The organism is Saccharospirillum sp. MSK14-1, assembly GCF_003054965.1.
GTDB lineage: Bacteria > Pseudomonadota > Gammaproteobacteria > Pseudomonadales > Natronospirillaceae > Saccharospirillum.
In genome coordinates, this window is sequence record NZ_MIES01000026.1 from 222,406 (window position 1) to 240,409 (window position 18,004).

Annotated in this window: 20 protein-coding genes and 1 tRNA gene; 8 read left to right on the forward strand and 13 right to left on the reverse strand. The window is 54.8% G+C overall.

Annotated features, from left to right (window positions below):
• Positions 1-32: 32 nt before the first annotated feature.
• Positions 33-109 (reverse strand) — tRNA-Pro (locus tag BGP77_RS04955).
• A 196-nt stretch (positions 110-305) separates the two neighbouring features.
• Between BGP77_RS04955 and BGP77_RS04960 the strand changes: the two genes are divergently transcribed.
• Positions 306-812, forward strand: a complete 507-nt coding sequence (locus BGP77_RS04960) for a winged helix-turn-helix transcriptional regulator (protein WP_108164365.1) — start codon at positions 306-308, stop codon at positions 810-812.
• Between the two features lie 28 nt (positions 813-840).
• Positions 841-1,518 carry an OmpA family protein gene (locus BGP77_RS04965; protein WP_108163615.1) on the forward strand — a complete coding sequence of 226 codons (678 nt, stop codon included), beginning with the start codon at positions 841-843 and terminating at the stop codon, positions 1,516-1,518.
• A gap of 75 nt (positions 1,519-1,593) precedes the next feature.
• Here BGP77_RS04965 and maoP read toward each other — a convergent pair whose 3' ends face one another.
• Complete coding sequence (gene maoP / locus BGP77_RS04970; RefSeq protein ID WP_108163616.1) at positions 1,594-1,974, reverse strand: DUF413 domain-containing protein; 381 nt, start codon at positions 1,972-1,974, stop codon at positions 1,594-1,596.
• Between the two features lie 119 nt (positions 1,975-2,093).
• Here maoP and BGP77_RS04975 point away from each other — a divergent pair, with 119 nt between their 5' ends.
• The 3 genes from BGP77_RS04975 to BGP77_RS04985 are packed head-to-tail and all read left to right on the forward strand — an operon-like array spanning position 2,094 to position 4,113.
• Entirely contained in the window at positions 2,094-2,951 is an 858-nt protein-coding gene (locus BGP77_RS04975; RefSeq protein ID WP_158269273.1) for a LysR family transcriptional regulator, read from the forward strand.
• Between the two features lie 39 nt (positions 2,952-2,990).
• On the forward strand, positions 2,991-3,713 hold the full coding sequence (locus BGP77_RS04980; protein WP_108163618.1) for a gamma-glutamyl-gamma-aminobutyrate hydrolase family protein: 723 nt from the start codon (positions 2,991-2,993) through the stop codon (positions 3,711-3,713).
• A 55-nt stretch (positions 3,714-3,768) separates the two neighbouring features.
• A complete protein-coding gene (locus tag BGP77_RS04985; protein ID WP_108163619.1) occupies positions 3,769-4,113 on the forward strand; it encodes a hypothetical protein in 345 nt (114 codons plus the stop codon).
• A 4-nt stretch (positions 4,114-4,117) separates the two neighbouring features.
• On the opposite strand, the gene BGP77_RS04990 is transcribed toward BGP77_RS04985, so the two are convergent.
• The 3 genes from BGP77_RS04990 to pip form a co-directional block, all read right to left on the reverse strand.
• Positions 4,118-6,259 carry a diguanylate cyclase domain-containing protein gene (locus BGP77_RS04990; protein WP_108163620.1) on the reverse strand — a complete coding sequence of 714 codons (2,142 nt, stop codon included), beginning with the start codon at positions 6,257-6,259 and terminating at the stop codon, positions 4,118-4,120.
• 83 nt (positions 6,260-6,342) lie between these two features.
• Positions 6,343-6,783 carry a D-aminoacyl-tRNA deacylase gene (gene dtd, locus BGP77_RS04995; RefSeq protein ID WP_108163621.1) on the reverse strand — a complete coding sequence of 147 codons (441 nt, stop codon included), beginning with the start codon at positions 6,781-6,783 and terminating at the stop codon, positions 6,343-6,345.
• 4 nt (positions 6,784-6,787) lie between these two features.
• Positions 6,788-7,756, reverse strand: coding sequence for a prolyl aminopeptidase (pip, locus tag BGP77_RS05000; RefSeq protein WP_108163622.1), 969 nt, complete (start codon positions 7,754-7,756; stop codon positions 6,788-6,790).
• A gap of 136 nt (positions 7,757-7,892) precedes the next feature.
• Between pip and BGP77_RS05005 the strand changes: the two genes are divergently transcribed.
• Both BGP77_RS05005 and BGP77_RS05010 read left to right on the forward strand, forming a co-directional pair.
• Positions 7,893-8,747, forward strand: coding sequence for a cobalamin-binding protein (locus tag BGP77_RS05005; protein WP_108163623.1), 855 nt, complete (start codon positions 7,893-7,895; stop codon positions 8,745-8,747).
• Positions 8,748-9,953: a DUF418 domain-containing protein gene (locus BGP77_RS05010; protein ID WP_108163624.1), complete on the forward strand. Its 1,206-nt coding sequence runs from the start codon at positions 8,748-8,750 to the stop codon at positions 9,951-9,953. It abuts the gene before it with no gap.
• Here BGP77_RS05010 and BGP77_RS05015 read toward each other — a convergent pair.
• The 5 genes from BGP77_RS05015 to BGP77_RS05035 are packed head-to-tail and all read right to left on the reverse strand — an operon-like array spanning position 9,950 to position 13,824.
• Positions 9,950-10,621, reverse strand: a complete 672-nt coding sequence (locus BGP77_RS05015) for an SCO family protein (RefSeq protein WP_108163625.1) — start codon at positions 10,619-10,621, stop codon at positions 9,950-9,952. The genes BGP77_RS05010 and BGP77_RS05015 overlap by 4 nt on opposite strands.
• Positions 10,618-11,514: a heme o synthase gene (gene cyoE / locus BGP77_RS05020; RefSeq protein ID WP_108163626.1), complete on the reverse strand. Its 897-nt coding sequence runs from the start codon at positions 11,512-11,514 to the stop codon at positions 10,618-10,620. The genes BGP77_RS05015 and cyoE overlap by 4 nt, the downstream gene beginning before the upstream one ends.
• Positions 11,507-12,523 (reverse strand): heme A synthase, encoded by a 1,017-nt coding sequence (locus BGP77_RS05025; protein ID WP_108163627.1) that lies wholly within the window; start codon positions 12,521-12,523, stop codon positions 11,507-11,509. The genes cyoE and BGP77_RS05025 overlap by 8 nt, the downstream gene beginning before the upstream one ends.
• Before the next feature lie 9 nt (positions 12,524-12,532).
• Positions 12,533-13,111, reverse strand: a complete 579-nt coding sequence (locus BGP77_RS05030; RefSeq protein ID WP_108163628.1) for a hypothetical protein — start codon at positions 13,109-13,111, stop codon at positions 12,533-12,535.
• Positions 13,108-13,824 carry an SURF1 family protein gene (locus BGP77_RS05035; protein ID WP_158269274.1) on the reverse strand — a complete coding sequence of 239 codons (717 nt, stop codon included), beginning with the start codon at positions 13,822-13,824 and terminating at the stop codon, positions 13,108-13,110. The genes BGP77_RS05030 and BGP77_RS05035 overlap by 4 nt, the downstream gene beginning before the upstream one ends.
• A gap of 33 nt (positions 13,825-13,857) precedes the next feature.
• On the opposite strand from BGP77_RS05035, the gene BGP77_RS05040 reads away from it, so the two are divergent.
• Entirely contained in the window at positions 13,858-14,082 is a 225-nt protein-coding gene (locus tag BGP77_RS05040; RefSeq protein WP_108163630.1) for a DUF2909 family protein, read from the forward strand.
• Between the two features lie 40 nt (positions 14,083-14,122).
• Here BGP77_RS05040 and BGP77_RS05045 read toward each other — a convergent pair whose 3' ends face one another.
• The 3 genes from BGP77_RS05045 to coxB form a co-directional block, all read right to left on the reverse strand.
• Complete coding sequence (locus BGP77_RS05045) at positions 14,123-15,019, reverse strand: cytochrome c oxidase subunit 3 (protein ID WP_108163631.1); 897 nt, start codon at positions 15,017-15,019, stop codon at positions 14,123-14,125.
• 82 nt (positions 15,020-15,101) lie between these two features.
• The gene (ctaD, locus tag BGP77_RS05050; RefSeq protein ID WP_108163632.1) at positions 15,102-16,688 is read right to left on the reverse strand and encodes a cytochrome c oxidase subunit I; all 1,587 of its coding nucleotides are present in this window, start codon (positions 16,686-16,688) and stop codon (positions 15,102-15,104) included.
• 11 nt (positions 16,689-16,699) lie between these two features.
• Positions 16,700-17,806 (reverse strand): cytochrome c oxidase subunit II, encoded by a 1,107-nt coding sequence (gene coxB / locus BGP77_RS05055; RefSeq protein ID WP_233252303.1) that lies wholly within the window; start codon positions 17,804-17,806, stop codon positions 16,700-16,702.
• Between the last annotated feature and the right edge of the window lie 198 nt (positions 17,807-18,004).

The following is an 18,004-nucleotide window of genomic DNA, read 5'->3' on the forward strand; positions in this document are numbered from 1 at the left end:
TCGATTGGATGCTTTAACGTTCAGGCGGGGATTGGTCGGAGAGACAGGATTTGAACCTGCGACCCCTACCTCCCGAAGGTAGTGCTCTACCAAGCTGAGCTACTCTCCGACACTGGATGCCTGGGGTAAGGCATGAACGCAAACCCTTGATTTCACTGACCTTTGCGGACAATACCAGGGGGCTGGCGTTCGAGCTGCGCAATAGTACGGAGTCCGGTCAACGGCGTCAACCATTGCCAGACGCCAATTGCCGCCACGCCAGCGGCTCGGTTATGCTGCGAGCTCCTTCCCCGGTAAATGCTGCGATGACGGACAGCCAAAACGCTCGCAAACTGGATCGGCTGGACCTAAAAATCCTCCGTGCGCTCCAGGAAAATGCTCGCATCTCCTACGTCGATCTCGCAGGAAAAGTCGGATTGTCGACCACGCCCTGCATGGATCGAGTCAAACGCCTTGAACGCACCGGTTTTATCCAAGGCTATCACGCCAGTATTGACCCGCTGGCGCTGGGCTTGTCGCTACTGGTCTTCGTCGAAATCACCTTATCGAATCAGTCACCCGACGCCTTTGATGAATTTCGAGCGGCCGTCGACGGGCTCAGTTATGTCCAAGAATGCCATCTGGTGTCTGGGCAGTCCGATTATCTGATTAAGCTGCGCCTGACTGACTTGGCCAGCTACCGAAAATATCTGGGTGAAATGCTGCTGGCGCTGCCGTATGTCCGTGAATCAAAAAGCTATATTGTGATGGAAGAGGCAAAGCAAACAGCCCTGTTGCCGTTAGACTTAATCAGCCACCGATTTAAACGCTAAGCCATTGGCTCTTGAGAGGAATCCATTCATGAAAACCTGGAAGACGTTGGGCTGGTCACTGGCGCTGAGCAGCGCCCTCTTGACCGGCTGTACCTCCCTGGAGGCCTTCACCGGCCAAAACCAAATCAACAACACATCGCGCGGTGCCATTGCCGGCGGTTTGCTTGGCGCAGTCCTTGGCGCAGCTACCGCACCCAAGGACGAACGCATGCGTCGTGCCTTGATCGGCGCGGGCATTGGCGGCGTTGCCGGTGGGGGTGTTGGGCTCTACATGGACCGGCAGGAAGCCGAACTGCGCCAGGAATTGGTCGACAGCGGTGTCCAGGTGCGCCGGACTGAAGAAGGCCAGATTGACCTGATCATGCCCGGCAATATCACCTTCGACACAAACAGCGCCACCGTTAAAGCGCAGTTCACCAATACACTGGAATCGGTTGCCAAGGTTCTGCAGGAATATGAAAACACCCTGGTGACGGTGGAAGGCCACACGGACAGCACCGGCAGCGAGAGCTACAACCAGCTGTTGTCTGAACAACGGGCATCAAGTGTTGCTGAAGTGTTCCTGAAAAATGGCGTTGCTTATGAGCGCGTGGCCGCTATCGGCTATGGCGAAGCCCGACCGGTTGCCAGCAACGCTACCGATGCCGGTCGTTCCGCTAACCGCCGTGTTGAAATCAGCCTGGAAGCCATTGTGGCTGACCAGTAATACGACCGATAAAAACACTAAGGCGGCCTAGGCCGCCTTTTTTATTGGGTTGCACGTGTCTGGGATCACCGGGCGTTAATCACCAAAGTCCGCGGAAAAATCATCGTCGGGTGAAACGATGTTGTTCGCGCCTTTGGCATAGTAATAACTGGCGGTAAAAGAGAACGATGCGCGCGACTTGCCTTCCACCCGGGCCCGGTATTTCAGCCAGAGCTTCTCACAGTCGGTGGTCGCTTCTTTTTCACCACGAATCATCTTCAGAAACTGTTCTTCCACTTCATTCACCGCTGCATGATCACCCACTTCCAGGCGACGAAACGTCTCACCCAGGCGACGCAGCAATTCAGCTTCGCGAATGGAGAAATCACCGGACCGTTCCAGCCCATAGGGGTAGTGTCGGTTATCGGTGAATGCCTTATATAACGTATAGCCTTCTGGGCTGATTGCTTGGGACATGACAACCTCCGCAGTCCTGCTCACATGCGCGCATTCATAAAGACTGTACGGCCGGCTGTAAAACGAGTAATTTTTGCCGCGTCGATGCAGTCTTTTAATCAATGAATGAAGCCGCTGGCGTGACGACCGCGACTTCGCAGGGCGAGGAATCAGCCTTGGATCTGCAGCAGTTAAAAACCTTTCTCGAAGTCTGTCAGACCCGCCATTTCGGTCATGCTGCGAGCAACCTCTATCTGACACAATCCGCGGTCAGCTTTCGCATTCGACAGCTGGAAAACCAGCTGGGCACAACGCTCTTTGTGCGCCATCGCAACAACCTCCAACTCACTGCGGCCGGCGAGCGACTTCAGCATCATGCCGAGAGCATTCTCAGCCTTTGGGAACAGGCACGGCAGGACGTCGCCAGCCAGCAAGATCGCGCCGCCACCTTGACGCTGGCCACAACGCCAGCCATCTCAACGGCCTGGCTGGGTCCGGCCCTGCTGGACATGCACCAAACATTAGCCGATCGTTTTTGGCGCAGTGAAACCCTGACACCCGACCAGATCAGTCGACGCTTACTCGATCGCAGCCTCGACCTGGCCGTTTTACCGGTTTCGTTAAAAGTGGACGAACTCACCAGCCGCCTACTCACGCCATTAACGCTGACCTTGACCAGCGCCAATGGGGTCCGCACCGAAGACGCGGTGCAGCGCAGCTACGTTCAAATCGACTGGGCAGCAGGATTGCCCATTCACCCTGGCGCTGATCTCAACTCAATGCCAAGCCTTCAGACTAGCGATTTTCAACTGGCAATCAATTGGCTACAACGCTATTCCGGCGCTGCAATGCTGCCAGAAAACCTGGTTGATCAAACCCAGTGGCAACTCAGGGCCGACCTGGCAACGACGTCGTTGCCGCTCTATTTGATTCATCACAGCCAGCATCCCGATCTTGCCAACATGAATCCGGTGATCGACTACCTGCTGCAGCGCTGATTGATTAGAATCGGGTTTTCAAACGGTACGGAGTCTCTTATGAAGGTCGCCATTCTGGAAACCGATATCCTGCGTGACACCCTGAAACCAACCTATGTTGGCTATGGCCGCATGTTTCAGCAGCTGTTTGATCGGGTTGGCGCCGATTGGGAAATGCCGATCTTCTCGGTTATCCAAGGAGAGTATCCGGAAACAATCGACGACTTCGATGCCTACCTGATTACCGGCAGCAAGCACGATGCCTTTGCGGATGACGACTGGATCGTCCGGTTACGCGAATACAGCCAACAGCTGTTCGCAGCCGGCAAACCCATGCTCGGCATCTGTTTTGGGCATCAGCTGTTGGCACACGCACTGGGTGGTCGTGCCGAAAGAGCCGGATCCGGCTGGGGTTTGGGTGTTATGCATTATCAACTGGATGAACAACCTGGTTTTATCGACAGTGCTGATGACGTCAGCTTATTGGTCAGCCATCGCGATCAGGTGACGGCCTTACCGCCGGGCGCCAAGCCTTTGTTAAGCAGCCACTTCTGTCCAATGGCAGCCTTCTTTATTCCCGACCAGGTGCTGTGTTTCCAGGGCCACCCTGAATTCAGCAAAGATTACGAACAGGCGTTACTCGAATACCGCGAAAATGACGTCAGCGCCGAGCAGATGAAACGTATCCGCGCCAGCCTGGATGACGTCCATCAGGGCGAACGCATTGGTCTGTGGATGAAGAGGTTTCTTGAGCAGGCAAGCCGCGCGCCTTTACAGCACTGAGCCGAACCGACAGAGTGGACTCCGTTTTGATGGTCAGCTTTGTACGGAGTCCTTCATGCTGTTTCGTTTCCAGGATCGACTATTACGCACGCTCTATCCCGTCCGACCCGCGGCGGGATGGCTACTGTGGCTCGGCATCCTGTCTTTTCCCGCCTTATTTGCCGTCGCCGTATTCCGACCGCAAACCGACACCGGCTTACTGTTCATCGGTCTGGTGTGTGGCTTAAGCGTCGTGCTCTTCGGGATTCTGGTCTCAATGAGCCGCCCAGAGGCCGCACCCAAACAAGGCCTCAGCAACCGGTTACGACGGTTCTGGGAAGGCTTGGTATTCTGGGGTTGGCTGGCCTGCCTGGTTCTGGTGGCCAGTCTGGCGATGAAGATCGTCAGCTTCAGCAGTTAATGCCTCAGCCCAATTTCTGAGCACCGGCAAAGGCAACACCGCCTTTGCCAGATCGTTTGATGTTGTACATCGCCTGGTCGGCATGATGCATGAGTTCATCCAGGCTTTGGCCGTGCTGTTCGTACTTGGCAACACCAATACTCGCCGACAGGTGCAGCTTTTCCTTGCCGATCTTCAATGGCTGCTCAATCACCGACAGGATGCGTTTAATAAAGCCGTTAACCTGAGTTGCCGGTTCCAGGTCATCGATAATGATGATGAATTCATCTCCCCCCACCCGGGCCGCAAAGTCGGCCTTACGCAACGACTGTGACAGCCGCTTTCCCAATACCACCAACACCTGATCACCAATACGATGGCCATGGCGATCATTAATGGGCTTAAAACCGTCCAGGTCGATATACACCAGATAAAAAGTGCGACCCGTTTCAGCGGCCTCTCTAACCTTGTTGTCGACGAACTCTGACAACAACCGACGGTTGGGCAAGCCCGTCAGCGTATCGTGGTGTGCCATGTGCTCGATGCGCGCCTGTGCCGTCTCCATCTGCGTTTTTTCGTGCGTCAACGCCTGGTTCAACTCAAACAGGCGTTGATGGCTGACAGCATTGCTTAACGTAATGGCGACAAATGGCGCCAGCGATTTCAACAGTTCCAGCTCTTCCTGGCTGAAACGGTCGGCAAAGCGGCTTTGTAGCGAAAACAATCCCAGCACCTGACGGTTGTGCACCAAGGGCATAAACAACTGACTGCGCGGCAGAATCTGGCTGTTGCCAACCCAGTTAACATCCTCTTTGTCGGTTTCATCGCCGACCAGAATGGGCTCACCCGACTGGGCCGTCTGTACCGCTCGGCTGTCACTCACCTGGTAGGGGATGCAGTAAACCGGAACCGCTTGGCCATTATCGATGATGCTGACAAATTCAACGCCTTGGCGCGTCGGGTGATTCAGCGCCAGCGACACGAAATGCACGTCCAGGCGTTGTGAGACGATGTCGTAGAGCTTGGGCGCTATGTCTTCCAGCGCCAACGTAGACGCCAGCTCACGCGACAGGTCGTTGATCAATTGCAGGCGCGCCTGCGTGGCTTTCAATAACCGGTTTTCGTGATCGGTAATCTGATTTTCCAGACGCTGCTCATCAATCTTGGCCTGCAGTTGCCGCACTTCAAATTGACGGCGCATGTCCTGATCCTGCAATTTACGCTCGACGTCCAGCGCCCGTCGCAAAACCCGCATCGACGCCTGATACTTCCCGCCTTGCTCCAGACAGATCGACAACACCTCCAGCGCCCGCAACTGGGTGAGGCTGAGCGTCGGTGAGTCGGATCGCTTAAGGCCGGTGCGTACGGCCATAACGGCCAATGCAAACCGACCCTGGCTGGCGCGAACTTTGGCCAGTTCAATATAGGCCGATAATCCCGACACACCTTCGCGATCAAACTCGGGGTGGTCGATTGTCACCATTAGAGTGGTTTCGGCTTCGACCAGCCGACCTTGCAAGCGCTGACAACGCGCCACCGCAATCAGTGCCTGAATTTCCAGATGCCAGTAGTTCAGCTGCTGAGCAAACTTCAACGCCGCGCGGCAGCCTAACAGCGCGTCATCGAAAGCGGAGCGTTTTGAATGCAGGTTGGCTTGCAGTAACGCGGCTTCACCGAGATTCTCCAGGGATACCTCTCGGGTATCGCTGCCCAGAGCCCTATTCAGCAGACGTTCGGCGTTGTCCAAATCATCGGTTTGAAAATGCAGCAGCGCCTGGTTTAACAAGGCTGCGAAGGTGCCGTTGCTGTTACCGACCTGCAGATTCAATTCCAGCGAACGTTCGTAATAACGCTCTGCCAAGCCGTATCGGCCCAGGTTGTAGTAGGCCATACCAATGCCATTGCAGATCCGCATCGTTGGATCAATCGCATTGAGACGCTCTGCTAAGGCAAGGGCATTGGAGAAAGGGGTTAACGACTTGAGGTATTCGCCCTGGAAGATCAGACACCAACCGGAGTGAAAATCGAGTTCGATACTTTCAAGCTCTGTCGGTTCAACCAGCGTTCGAGCCTGATCAATCACCGATTGGGCCGCCAAAGGATCGCTGACCATTTGTGACCAGGCGGTTTTCAGCATCTGTTTAAAATCGGGGCCGGATAACGTCACCGGTTGGACCTTTTTCTGATCATCCGTTCAGTTTAGTCCAATAAGACGGTCGGGGACGACCATAAGGTGTCACTTGCGCCTCGTTAATTGACTTCCAACAGAAAAGTCACAGGCCCATCGTTCAGCAGCTCAATTTGCATATTGGCGCCAAAGCGACCGGTTTGGACTCGATCATATTGGCGGCGAACCTCAGCGACCAGGGCATTAAATATTCGTTCGCCATCCGCAGGCGGTGCCGCGGAGGTGAAACTGGGCCGCAATCCTTTATGGGTATCCGCAGAGAGGGTGAACTGGGAGACCAGCAGCAGGGCGCCCTCACTCTCTTGTACATTGAGATTCATCCGGTCGTCGGCGTCCGCAAAAATGCGGTAATTCAGCAGCTTATGCGCCATCTTTTCCACCCGGTCGATCTCGTCGCCTTTATCAATACCCACCAGTACCAGCATGCCCTGATTGATCGCGGTGATTGAATCTCCGTCAACTTCGACCCGTGCGTGCCGTACCCGTTGTATCAGCGCTTTCATTGTTTCAGGCCTCCTCATCGCCTTGGCCAAAACGCTGGGCAACGTTTTGTGTCGCCCGGATCAGCGCGTCTACCATGGCTGCGTCAAAGCCGGAATGCCCGCCTTCGCGCACCAGATCTAACTCAGCGTCCGGCCAGCGCTGGGCAAGCTGCCAGGCCTGGTCGGGCGGGCAGACCATGTCGTATCGACCATGAACAAGGTAGCCGGGAATGCCGGCTAAGCGATCCGCCTGCTGCAATATCTGGTCTGGCTCAATAAAAAATTGCTGACGAATGTAATGACACCCAACGCGTGCCAGGCTGAGCGCAACATGGGTGGAACTGAAATAGTCCAACGATTGCTGACTCGGCCTCAGCGATGCATTCACCGCCTCCCAGCGTGCCCAGGCTTTGGCTGCACCAACCCGGGCTAAATCGTTGGCGCCATTGAATAACTTGGCATAGTCCTCGACTAAAGCCTGACCGGTTTTACCGGACACCGGCTCGATAAAGCGCTCCCACTCTTCGGGGAAATAGCGGCCAGCGCCACCGCCATAAAGCCAATCGACATCCAGTTGTCGAGCCAAAAACACGCCGCGCAATATCAGTGCGAGACAGCGATGTGGGTACGCTTGGGCATACAGCAACGACAGCGTGGCGCCCCAGCTGCCGCCAAACAACACCCAGCTTTCTATTCCCAAGTGTTGGCGCAGGGCTTCCAAATCGTTCATCAGGCGAGGGGTGTCGTTGTGACTCAGCTCTGCATGCGGTTCCGAGCGGCCGGCACCACGCTGGTCATAGAGGATGATGTGAAAGTGTTCTGGATCGAAAAAGCGGCGCAGCTGCTCAGAGAAACCGGCGCCAGGACCGCCATGCACCACCACCACTGGCAAAGCACCCGCGGTGCCAGCCTGCTCAACATACAGACGATGTCCGTCGCTGACCGTCAGCCACTGACGATCGAACGGACGAATCTCAGGATAGAGCGGCAGCATCTGGTTATCCTCAACGGCAGTGCTGCCGCATCATGACACAGCCCCGCCGGACTGCCCAGCCTGCCTTGATGGGGCGAAGGGTATTGCCTAGTATCGAGCGATCCCGCTGGCCAAGCGGCGCTGTTGAAGAGTTGTGATGAGAAAAATTCTGCTGTTGTGCTGTGTACTGGTCAGCCAGGTTTCCGCCGACGTTCGCTTAATCGATGATCTGGGCCGTGAGGTGCACTTGGATGCACCGGCACACCGAGTCATCAGCCTGATTCCCCATGCGACCGAGTTGCTCTACGACATTAACGCCCATGAGCAACTCATCGCGACGGTTCGCTTTGCCGACTACCCCGAAGCGGCTCAATCCAAACCGCGTGTCGGCGATTACAACGCCATCAACAGCGAAGCCATCCTGACGCTGCAGCCCGACTTGGTAATTGCTTACCCGACCGGCCCCAGCCGCCCAGAGATTGATCGACTGATCGATTTGGGCATACCGGTATTTTTCAGCGATCCACAGAGCTTTGAGACCATCGCCCAAGCCATGCGTGACCTGGGCCAATTAACAGGACACATTGACGACGCTCAGGCAGCGGCCGACGCTTTTGAAAACGGCATCGCCGCACTGGCAGATCGTTACGCAAACCGAACCGAGCTGAGCGTTTTCTACGAAGTCTGGCATCAGCCTATTTATACATTGAATGGCGACTCTTACATCAGCGACGTTATCGACTTGTGTGGCGGCCGGAATGTCTTCGCGCACTTACCGGTGCTATCCCCTCAGGTGAGTCTGGAGGCTGTCTTTGCGGCTAACCCAGATGTCATCGTCACCGATAACCCACAACAATGGCAGCACTGGGATCGGCTGCACGCGGTTCAGTCACAGGCGCTGATCAGCACCGATGCCGATGTGCTGCACCGACCCACACCCAGCTTACTGATCGGTGCCAGGCAGCTGTGTATTGATCTGGATCAAATCCGCGCTCATCGCAGGACTGATTAATTGGAAACAACCGGAAACGATTCTGCGCCACAGCAACGACTGCCTGTCCTTGATGGTTTAAGAGGCATCGCCATTCTTGGCATCCTCATCATGAACATTCAGGCCTTTGCCCGGATCGAACGCGCCTACGTTATTCCCAATATCTATGAACCCATGTCGCTGGCCGATCGCTGGTGGCATGCCTTCGGTTATTTCTTTGCTGAACAGATTTTTATCAGTCTGTTGTCCTGTCTGTTTGGCGTCGGTATCTGGCTATTGGCTGAGCGCAGTAAAGCCGCCGATTTAAACCCGGTCAAACAGCAACGCAAGCGAAGTCTGGGGTTGCTGTCGATCGGCCTGGTGCACGCTTACCTGATATGGAGCGGCGATATTCTTGTTGCTTACGCCATCGCCGCCTGGGTATTGGCGCCGGCCATAAAATGGCAGGTGCGAACTCAAATGCAGCTGGGGTTGGCGTTCTTGGCGGTGATTCCAGTGCTCAGTTTGATGGAAATGAGTTTCGTACCCGTCGAAATCCGACGCCTTGCCTATGACGCTGACCCACAGGCGTTTCAGACTGAGATAACGGCCTTACTGGGTGGCTGGTGGGATAACCAGGGCTGGCGCTTTGAACGAGCGCTTACGTCGCATTACCTCGGTTTGCCCTTTGGTACTTTTTGGTTTGTCGCCGGCTGGATGCTGTTGGGTATGGCACTCTATCGCCTTGGACTGACGTCCGGACAATGGGCGTCCCGACGTTATGTTCTATGGCTGGCGGTCCTGTTACCCGTTGGGTTACTGATCAAAGCCTTGGGCTATATCTATCAGGCAGGCAGCGATTTTGATCCAACCCGGACCGTCATCGGGCGCGGTGTTTTCAGTTACCTTGGCGCCGCCTGTCTATGCCTAAGCCTAGTGTGCCTGGCAACCCTGCTCTGGCGGCAATGGCCGCAGCACAGAATTGCGCGCTTTTTTGAAGCCATCGGTAAAACCGCACTGAGCAATTACCTGTTGCAAAGCTTGATGGCGACCAGCTTATTTTATGGTTTTGGACTGGGCTGGTTTCAGCAATGCTCGTTCAGTCAGTTAGTTTTGGTAACCATTGGCATCTGGGCTTGCAACGGTGTGCTGACGCTTGTGTGGCTGCGGTATTTTCGACTGGGTCCGGTGGAGTGGTTATGGCGCTGGCAAAGCCGGGGGTCAGCCCCGGCATTATTAAAACGTTAGTCGTTTTCGATCAGTAACCGCATGACTTCACGGTATTGCTCGGGAGCGTGGGGCGGGCGAATCAAGGCAACGTATTCGCCTTCGGGATTTAACACCGCCAGATTATCGCTGTGCGCGACGGTATAAACATCGCCATCGCCTTCAGGATAAAACACCGTATTGAGCTGACGCGCTAAGGGTTGGATGGCGTTATTTTCATCGCCCGTGAGACCCAAAAAGTCAGGATGAAAAAACGGTACGTATTGAGCCAGTCGAGCAGCGGAATCCCGAGCGGGGTCCACCGTAATCATCCACACATCCAGTTGCTCATTGAGACCTGCTTCGGTCAGATCGCGATAGGCATTTGCCAAATCGGCCATATTCGTCGGGCAGATATCCGGACAGAAGGTGTAGCCAAAATTAATCAGCCGCCAACGGCCATCGTTCAATTCACCGGTCTGGATGGTTACGCCGTTATGATCGATTAATTCAACCGATGGCACCGGACGGGGCTCTTCAAAATACAGCGTATTGTGCGCTTCCAGGGCAGTGACCAGGTCGGGACTGGCCACAAGCGTTCGTACGATGACGCCAATAAAGACTAATACTACGACCGCAAACAAAATCAGCGCGGTTCTTAATGCATTGTGGCGCTGAGGGTCAGCGCCATCTTGTGGACTCGATGTCATAACCAGGCTCTTACACTGTAATCAACCAATAGAGCGACAAAGAGTAACAGCAGATAGGTAATTGAAAAACGAAACGATCCCCAGGCCGCATCCGGACGACGGTCGGTCAGTAACCACCAGTTCCACTGCAGATAACGCGCCCCTAATACAAAGGCACACACCGCGTAAATGGGGCCTGCTTTCAAGGTGGCGAACGGCAGCAGCGAAATCGCCAGCAACAACCACGAATAAAGCCAGACGTTGATCTTGGTGTAAGCAACTCCATGAGTGACCGGCATCATGGGCACATCGGCGTTTTCATAATCTTTGATGCGATGGATGGCCAGCGCCCAAAAATGCGGTGGTGTCCAGGCAAAGATAATCAACACCAGCAACAATGGCATCGCACCAACCTGGCCCGAAACGCTCGTCCAACCCAGCAGAGGCGGCATGGCACCGGCCAATCCACCGATAACAATGTTCTGTGGCGTCGCCCGCTTTAAGAAAACGGTATAGATGACGGCATAACCAACCATCGACGCCAACGTCAGCCAGGCAGTCAGCGCATTAACCCACACATACAGCATGACAAAACCGCTAATCGTCAGTGCGGTGGCAAACGCCAGGCCCTGGTTCAAGGTTACCCGGCCTGTCGCCATCGGACGGCGATGCGTGCGGGCCATGCGCTGATCGAGCTCGCGATCCAGCATATGATTGAAGGCTGCGCCCGCTGCCGCAAGCGCGGCAATCCCCAATGTTCCAACCAGCATGCCAACGGCCGCCGCGTCACCTTTCGGCGCCAATGCCATACCAACCCAGGCAGTAATCAACATCAAGAGGACGACCTTCGGTTTGGTCATCTCCAAAAAATCACGCCAGCTGGGCAGTGCTTGCGCCGCGCTCACTTTAGACATGGTTCGCCTCCCGATATAACTCATAGTTCACTGTCACCAGCGTGGCCAATAGTATGGCGCCAAAGAGGTTGTGCAGTACGGCAACAGACAGTGGCAAGCCAAAAACCACATTGCTGATACCCAGGCTGATTTGTGCTGCTAAGACCAAGGCGAGGCCACTGGCCAGCGCCGCAAACCGCGCTTTAAACAACCGCAACACCAACCAGGCCACGACCAGCAATGTCACCACCGCGCCAATTCTGTGCGCCAGATGAATGGCCGTTCGCGATGGAATATCCAGGTGCCCACCCAAATAGTTCGGCCCAATGGGATGCGCCAGATCAAACCCCGCCGCAAAATCGGTCTGGGGTAAAACCTGCGATTGGCACAACGGAAAATCCGGACAGGCCAGGGCGGCATAATTCGAGGTCACCCAGCCGCCAAGAAATATTTGCACGATCACCACCAGCAGAGCCAAGACAGCCAGGCCACGTGGCAACGCTCGTTGTTGCAAAGAAAATAATTGAATCGGGCGCGAGCCACCCAGTCGCAACGTCAGTAACCAAAGCAATGAAAAGGTGAGAAAGCCACCCAGTAAGTGAGCAGTCACTACCTGCGGCCAAAGCCTGAGCGTTACCGTCCAAGCACCAAAAGCGCCCTGCAATATCACCAGCGCTAACAACAATAAAGGCAACTTAACCGGCTGACCGGGGTATTTTCGATTGCGGATCGAAACCGCGGTCAGTGCAATGATCAGCAGACCTAAGGTTGAGGCCAGGTAACGATGAACCATCTCCGGCCAGGTTTTCTCCAGATCAACCGGTAATTCAGGGTAGGCAGCATTCGCCGCCTCTATTTCAGCGTCACTTTGGGGTGCCCAGACATGGCCATAGCAGGTCGGCCAATCCGGGCAGCCAAGCCCGGCGTCCACCAACCGAGTGAAGGCACCCAGAACCACAACCGCCATCGCAAAGCATGTAGCGAAAGCGGCCAGTCGAAAACCGGGCTTGGCATTTTTCAGTGACAGCATGCGCGACTCCTACCCAATCGTTGACAGGTCCAACAAGGTTTCCATATCGGCCAGTTGATCTTTGTAGTCGTTTCCGGGGGTGAAATAGAGTGGCACATTACCCAGAGGGTCAACGATAAACACAAAATCACGAGCACCAAAATCGGCCGGTACCCGTTCCAGCAATGCGGAACTGTAGTTCTGTGCCGGATGCTGTTGGACGTCCAGCCCTGGATATTCACTTTCCAGCCCACTGAGCCCTGTGGTTGACGTTAATAACAAGCGCTTCATGCGCGGTTCGTCTTTACCCAGAGACACATGAATTTGCCGCTGAGTATGAACACGCTCAAGGCAACTTTGTCGGCAATCAAACGACGTCTGGACCATCAGCCATTGGCGCTCGGGATTCACCGTTTCCAAGTCCAGGCCCAGATCGGAAAGCTGCAATACCGGATCGAGTAACACGCCGCGGTTAACGCGGGAATCTGGCACCAACCAGCCGGAATAATACAGCCCGGTGGCAGAGGCCATGACGATCAATGGCGTCAGCAGGATAATCAGCAACTGCAGGCGACTGTAATGGGTACTCGATCCGGTCGCTTTGCTCATTCTAAGTCTTCCTCATGCCTGGAATGTTTCACGGTTTTGGCGAGACGTCTTCCCGCATACAAATACATCAACAGCAGAGCCACTGCCATGGCAAACCACTGCACGGCATAGCCGCGATGGCGTTCCACCGTCATCACGATGGGCGTCCAGATAACCGGGCCAACACCCGCCTGACCCGGCGACAATTGCAGCAACCCAAGTGGCTCAGCCTTATGCAGTTGCTCGGCCATAACCACCGGATCTATGGCCTGAACCACTTGCGGCCATTGATGTTCTAACTCTGTTTCAGCCAACACCACCGCCTGGCTGAGTGGTCGTGACTGGGCCAACCACGGGCGTCGGATTTCGGGGAGTTCGAGGTGCGGTAATTGTTCCCGACGTGCGCTGGCGGCAACCCATCCTGCCGAAGCCAAATACCAACCATCGTCGGTCAACAATGGCGCCCAGACTTCATATCCGGCCTGGCCCTGATGGGTTCGATTATCGAGCAACCACAAATGATCGCCGTCCAACTGACCGGTGAGCTGATAATGCTGATAGAGCCTCGGCACCGCACCGCTGGGTAACAACTCCACCTGCTGTCCAGAATCAATGCTGGCTTGCAACTGGGCTTTTTGTTCGGCTCTGTTAAGCTGCCAAATGCCCAGGCTGATAAAGACCGTTAAGAAAACAGCAACAAATAAGGTCAACAGCCACCCGGGGCGAAAGCTCATCATCCCGTCCAACCAATCAAGAGAGCCTGTCCAATGGCGTTACTATTAAAAGTCATTCTCATACTGCTGATCATCGCCATGTTGGTCTCCCTCAGTGGTGCTCTGACCTCCTTATTCAAAGACGACGCTGAATCAACGCGGCTGGTTAAATTGCTGACCATCCGAGTCAGCCTGGCAGCCCTGATAGTGGTCGTCCTGGTCATTGGGTTTGTGACGGGAGAATTGTCACAACAAGCGCCTTGGGTTGGCCAATACTGAGGTTTAAAAAGGCGGCCTTAGCCGCCTTTTGATTCCGTCATTAAATCCAGTACACCAAAACGAACAGGCATAACCAAACCACATCGACGAAGTGCCAGTACCAGGCCGACGCTTCAAAACCAAAATGATCATCGGGTTTAAAGTGACCGCGTAACGCTCGCACAAACTGAACGATCAACATCAGCGTCCCGATGGTGACGTGAGCCCCATGAAAACCCGTCAGCATAAAGAACGTCGAACCATAGATACCGCTTTCCAGCGTCAGTCCCAGATGGGTATAGGCTTCGATGTATTCTTCAGCCTGCAGGATCAAAAACGCGATACCCAGCAAGATGGTGATACCCAGCCAAACCTTCAGCTGAGTGCGATGCTCAGCTCTTAACGCATGATGGGCAATGGTCAGCGTGATACTGGAAATCACCAGAATGATGGTATTGATCAGCGGCAGGCCAAAGGCATGAATCACTTCTTCCGGTGCCTGGAATAAAGCGTTATCCGGGTTGTTCAACAGCGGCCAGCTGAATTCAAAGCCAGGGTAGAGGTAATTAGAAACGCCTTTGGCGCCTTCGCCACCAAGCCAGGGTCCGACCAGGTTACGGACATAGAACAAGGCGCCGAAGAAGGCGGCAAAAAACATCACTTCTGAAAAAATAAACCAGCCCATGCCCCAGACATATGACTGCTTTAATTGGGGGCTGTTCAGGCCGGCGTGATTTTCTCGAATGACTTCACTGAACCAGCTGTAAAGCACAAAGGCCAAGACGGCGAAACCGGCGATAAAAAACCATTGGGCGTTGGAGTCTGTCGCACCATTGGACATATCTCGCATCATGCTGCCCAAACCGAATACGGTGAGGAACATGGCGAACGCCATCCAAATCGGCAAGCGGCTTTGCGCTGGCACGTAGTAGTGTTCGTGATTGGCACTGCTGGACATAGCAATCTCCACTTATTCTTATTCGCCCGGCCGACCATCGGCCGGGGTTCAAAGTCTGACCGCCGCAGCGGTCAGCGCGCTATCAATCGATCTTCGGCGGTGTTGAAAAGGTGTGATAAGGCGCCGGAGAATCCACCGTCCATTCCAAACCTTCCGCGCCGTCCCAGGGTTTCGCCGGTGCTGGCTTACCCGCCACCACGGTATTCACCACGATATAAAGGAACAGCAGTTGGCTGGCGCCAAACAGGAAGCCGCCCATGCTTGAGATCATATTGAAGTCGGCGAACTGCAGGGCGTAGTCCGGAATCCGTCTCGGCATGCCCGCCAGGCCCAGGAAGTGCTGCGGGAAGAACAGGACGTTCACGCCGATAAAGCTCAGCCAGAAATGCACCTTACCCAGCGTTTCGTTGTACATCTTGCCGCTCCACTTGGGCAGCCAGTAATACACCGCCGCCATGATGGAGAACACCGCGCCCGGTACCAGCACATAGTGGAAATGCGCCACCACAAAGTAGGTATCGTGATATTGGAAGTCGGCCGGAGCCACCGCCAACATCAGTCCAGAGAAACCACCGATGGTGAACAACACGACGAAACACACCGCAAACAGCATCGGTGTTTCAAAGGTCATCGAACCGCGGAACATGGTGGTTACCCAGTTAAATACCTTCACGCCCGTCGGTACTGCGATCAGCATGGTCGACCACATAAAGAAGGCTTCCCCGAGGAAAGGAATACCGACGGTGAACATGTGGTGGGCCCAAACAATAAAGCTCAAGAAGGCAATGGACGCCGTGGCGTAAACCATGGACGAATAACCAAACAACTGTTTACGGGCAAAGGCTGGAATGATCGCCGAGACAATACCAAAGGCCGGCAGAATCATGATGTAAACCTCGGGGTGCCCGAAGAACCAGAACACATGCTGGAACAACACCGGTGAACCACCACCGGCGGCATTAAAGAATGCCGTTCCGAAATGGATGTCCATCAACATCATGGTGACCACACCGGCAAGCACCGGCATTACGGCGATCAGCAGATAGGCAGTGATTAACCAGGTCCAGACGAACAGCGGCATCTTCATCAGCGTCATGCCCGGAGCGCGCATGTTCAAAATGGTCGCGATGATATTAATCGCCCCCATAATCGACGACGCACCCATAATATGAACCGCAAAGATAAAGAAGGTCACACTGTCCGGTGCGTAGGTCGTCGAAAGCGGTGCGTAGAATGTCCAGCCGAAGTTGGGTGCTCCGCCATCCATAAAGAGGGTGGACGCCAACATCGCAAAGGCAAACGGCAGAATCCAGAAGCTCAGGTTGTTCATCCGTGGCAACGCCATATCCGGCGCGCCCACCATCATCGGAATCATCCAGTTGGCCAGGCCGACAAAGGCAGGCATGACCGCACCAAACACCATGATCAAACCGTGCATGGTGGTCATCTGGTTAAAGAACTCTGGCTGCACCAGCTGCAAGCCGGGCTGGAATAACTCGGCCCGAATCACCATGGCGAAGGAGCCGCCCAGCAGGAACATGGCAAAGCTGAACCACAGGTACATCGTACCGATGTCTTTGTGGTTGGTGGTATAAAGCCAGCGCGTTATGCCTTTGGCTGGCCCGTGATGCGCGTGATCATGATCGTGATCGTGCGTGGTCGTCGTCATGTCACTGCTCCTTATTCGCTGGCGTTGAGGTTGAGAATATCGATGGGTTCGACCATGTCGCCCATGTTGTTACCCAACGCGTTTCGTTCGAATGTGATCACCGCAGCCAGATCGACCGGGCTCAACTGATCACCAAAGGCCTGCATGGCAGTACCCGGCACACCGTTAAAGACGATGTCGATGTGACCCTGAATATCGCCGGTGACAATCGGACTTCCGGTCATGGCTGGGAAGGCGCCTGGAATGCCGCTGCCATCGGGTTGGTGACAGGAGGCACAGGCGGATTGATAGACTCCGCGGCCACGTTCAACCAGTTGCTCAACGCTCCATTCCTGGTTCGTCAATTCAGCCACCTGACGCGCTTCTTCCTGTTTACCGGCAAGCCATTCATCAAATTCGGCTTGAGATACGGCTTCAACCACCACCGGCATAAAGCCATGATCACGACCACATAACTCGGTGCACTGGCCGCGGTAGGTACCGGGTTCGTTGATCACGGTCCAGGCTTCGTTCGCCATACCGGGAATCGCATCTTTCTTAACCGCGAGCTCCGGAACCCACCAGGAATGGATAACGTCTGCTGCCGTCAGTACGAACCGAACCTTCTGGCCAACGGGCAATACCAGAGGCTGATCAACTTCGAGCAGGTAGTTTTCATTCTTGGCTAGACGGTTGTTAATTTCGTCGCGAGAGGTAGACAGGCTGGAGAAATAGTCGACTTCGGCGTCTGGGTCGGCTTCGTTGATGTAGCGATAACGCCAACGCCATTGATAGCCGGTAATTTCCACCGTCATGTCGGCGTTGTCGACGTCATACATGTCCGCCAGTGTAAAGGTTGCGCGTACACCAACGGCGAAAATGACGACGGCCGGGATCAGCGTCCAGGCAAGTTCGACTTTCGTGCTTTCATGGAAATTGGAAGATACCGCGCCTTTGGATTTGCGATGCTTAAACATCGCATAGAACATCACCCCAAATACGGCGATACCAATAATCACGCATACCCAGAAAATGAGCATGTGCAGGCCATAGACTTCCTGACTGATATCCGTCACACCCTTGGGCATGTTGAATTGCCAGTCAGCTTGGGCCGCAGACCCCACCAGCAGCGCAGCCATAACGGCGCCTGCACGAAGCAGCCTTCTCTGCATCCTTCACCTCTGCCTTGTTATTGTAGTTGGGCGTTACCGAGTGAAGCTTACTTAATGTTCCAAACCCGCATTTCGACACTGCTGTTTTGCCAGCTCGTTGTTGTTGCTAAACACAGCCGGAGAAACGGACGTCATTTGGGCGCTATCCCGGTTACCCAGATTCAG

Coding starts and splice junctions, on each gene's coding strand:
- BGP77_RS05045 (WP_108163631.1), bottom strand. CDS start 15,019: ATGTCCAGCAGTGCCAATCACGAACACTACTACGTGCCAGCGCAAAGC.
- BGP77_RS04965 (WP_108163615.1), top strand. CDS start 841: ATGAAAACCTGGAAGACGTTGGGCTGGTCACTGGCGCTGAGCAGCGCC.
- BGP77_RS04980 (WP_108163618.1), top strand. CDS start 2,991: ATGAAGGTCGCCATTCTGGAAACCGATATCCTGCGTGACACCCTGAAA.
- BGP77_RS05040 (WP_108163630.1), top strand. CDS start 13,858: ATGGCGTTACTATTAAAAGTCATTCTCATACTGCTGATCATCGCCATG.
- pip (WP_108163622.1), bottom strand. CDS start 7,756: ATGCTGCCGCTCTATCCTGAGATTCGTCCGTTCGATCGTCAGTGGCTG.
- BGP77_RS04960 (WP_108164365.1), top strand. CDS start 306: ATGACGGACAGCCAAAACGCTCGCAAACTGGATCGGCTGGACCTAAAA.
- maoP (WP_108163616.1), bottom strand. CDS start 1,974: ATGTCCCAAGCAATCAGCCCAGAAGGCTATACGTTATATAAGGCATTC.
- coxB (WP_233252303.1), bottom strand. CDS start 17,806: ATGGCTGCGCTGCTGGTGGGGTCTGCGGCCCAAGCTGACTGGCAATTC.
- BGP77_RS05015 (WP_108163625.1), bottom strand. CDS start 10,621: ATGACATCGAGTCCACAAGATGGCGCTGACCCTCAGCGCCACAATGCA.
- ctaD (WP_108163632.1), bottom strand. CDS start 16,688: ATGACGACGACCACGCACGATCACGATCATGATCACGCGCATCACGGG.
- cyoE (WP_108163626.1), bottom strand. CDS start 11,514: ATGTCTAAAGTGAGCGCGGCGCAAGCACTGCCCAGCTGGCGTGATTTT.
- BGP77_RS05005 (WP_108163623.1), top strand. CDS start 7,893: ATGAGAAAAATTCTGCTGTTGTGCTGTGTACTGGTCAGCCAGGTTTCC.
- BGP77_RS05030 (WP_108163628.1), bottom strand. CDS start 13,111: ATGAGCAAAGCGACCGGATCGAGTACCCATTACAGTCGCCTGCAGTTG.
- BGP77_RS05035 (WP_158269274.1), bottom strand. CDS start 13,824: ATGAGCTTTCGCCCCGGGTGGCTGTTGACCTTATTTGTTGCTGTTTTC.
- dtd (WP_108163621.1), bottom strand. CDS start 6,783: ATGAAAGCGCTGATACAACGGGTACGGCACGCACGGGTCGAAGTTGAC.
- BGP77_RS05025 (WP_108163627.1), bottom strand. CDS start 12,523: ATGCTGTCACTGAAAAATGCCAAGCCCGGTTTTCGACTGGCCGCTTTC.
- BGP77_RS04985 (WP_108163619.1), top strand. CDS start 3,769: ATGCTGTTTCGTTTCCAGGATCGACTATTACGCACGCTCTATCCCGTC.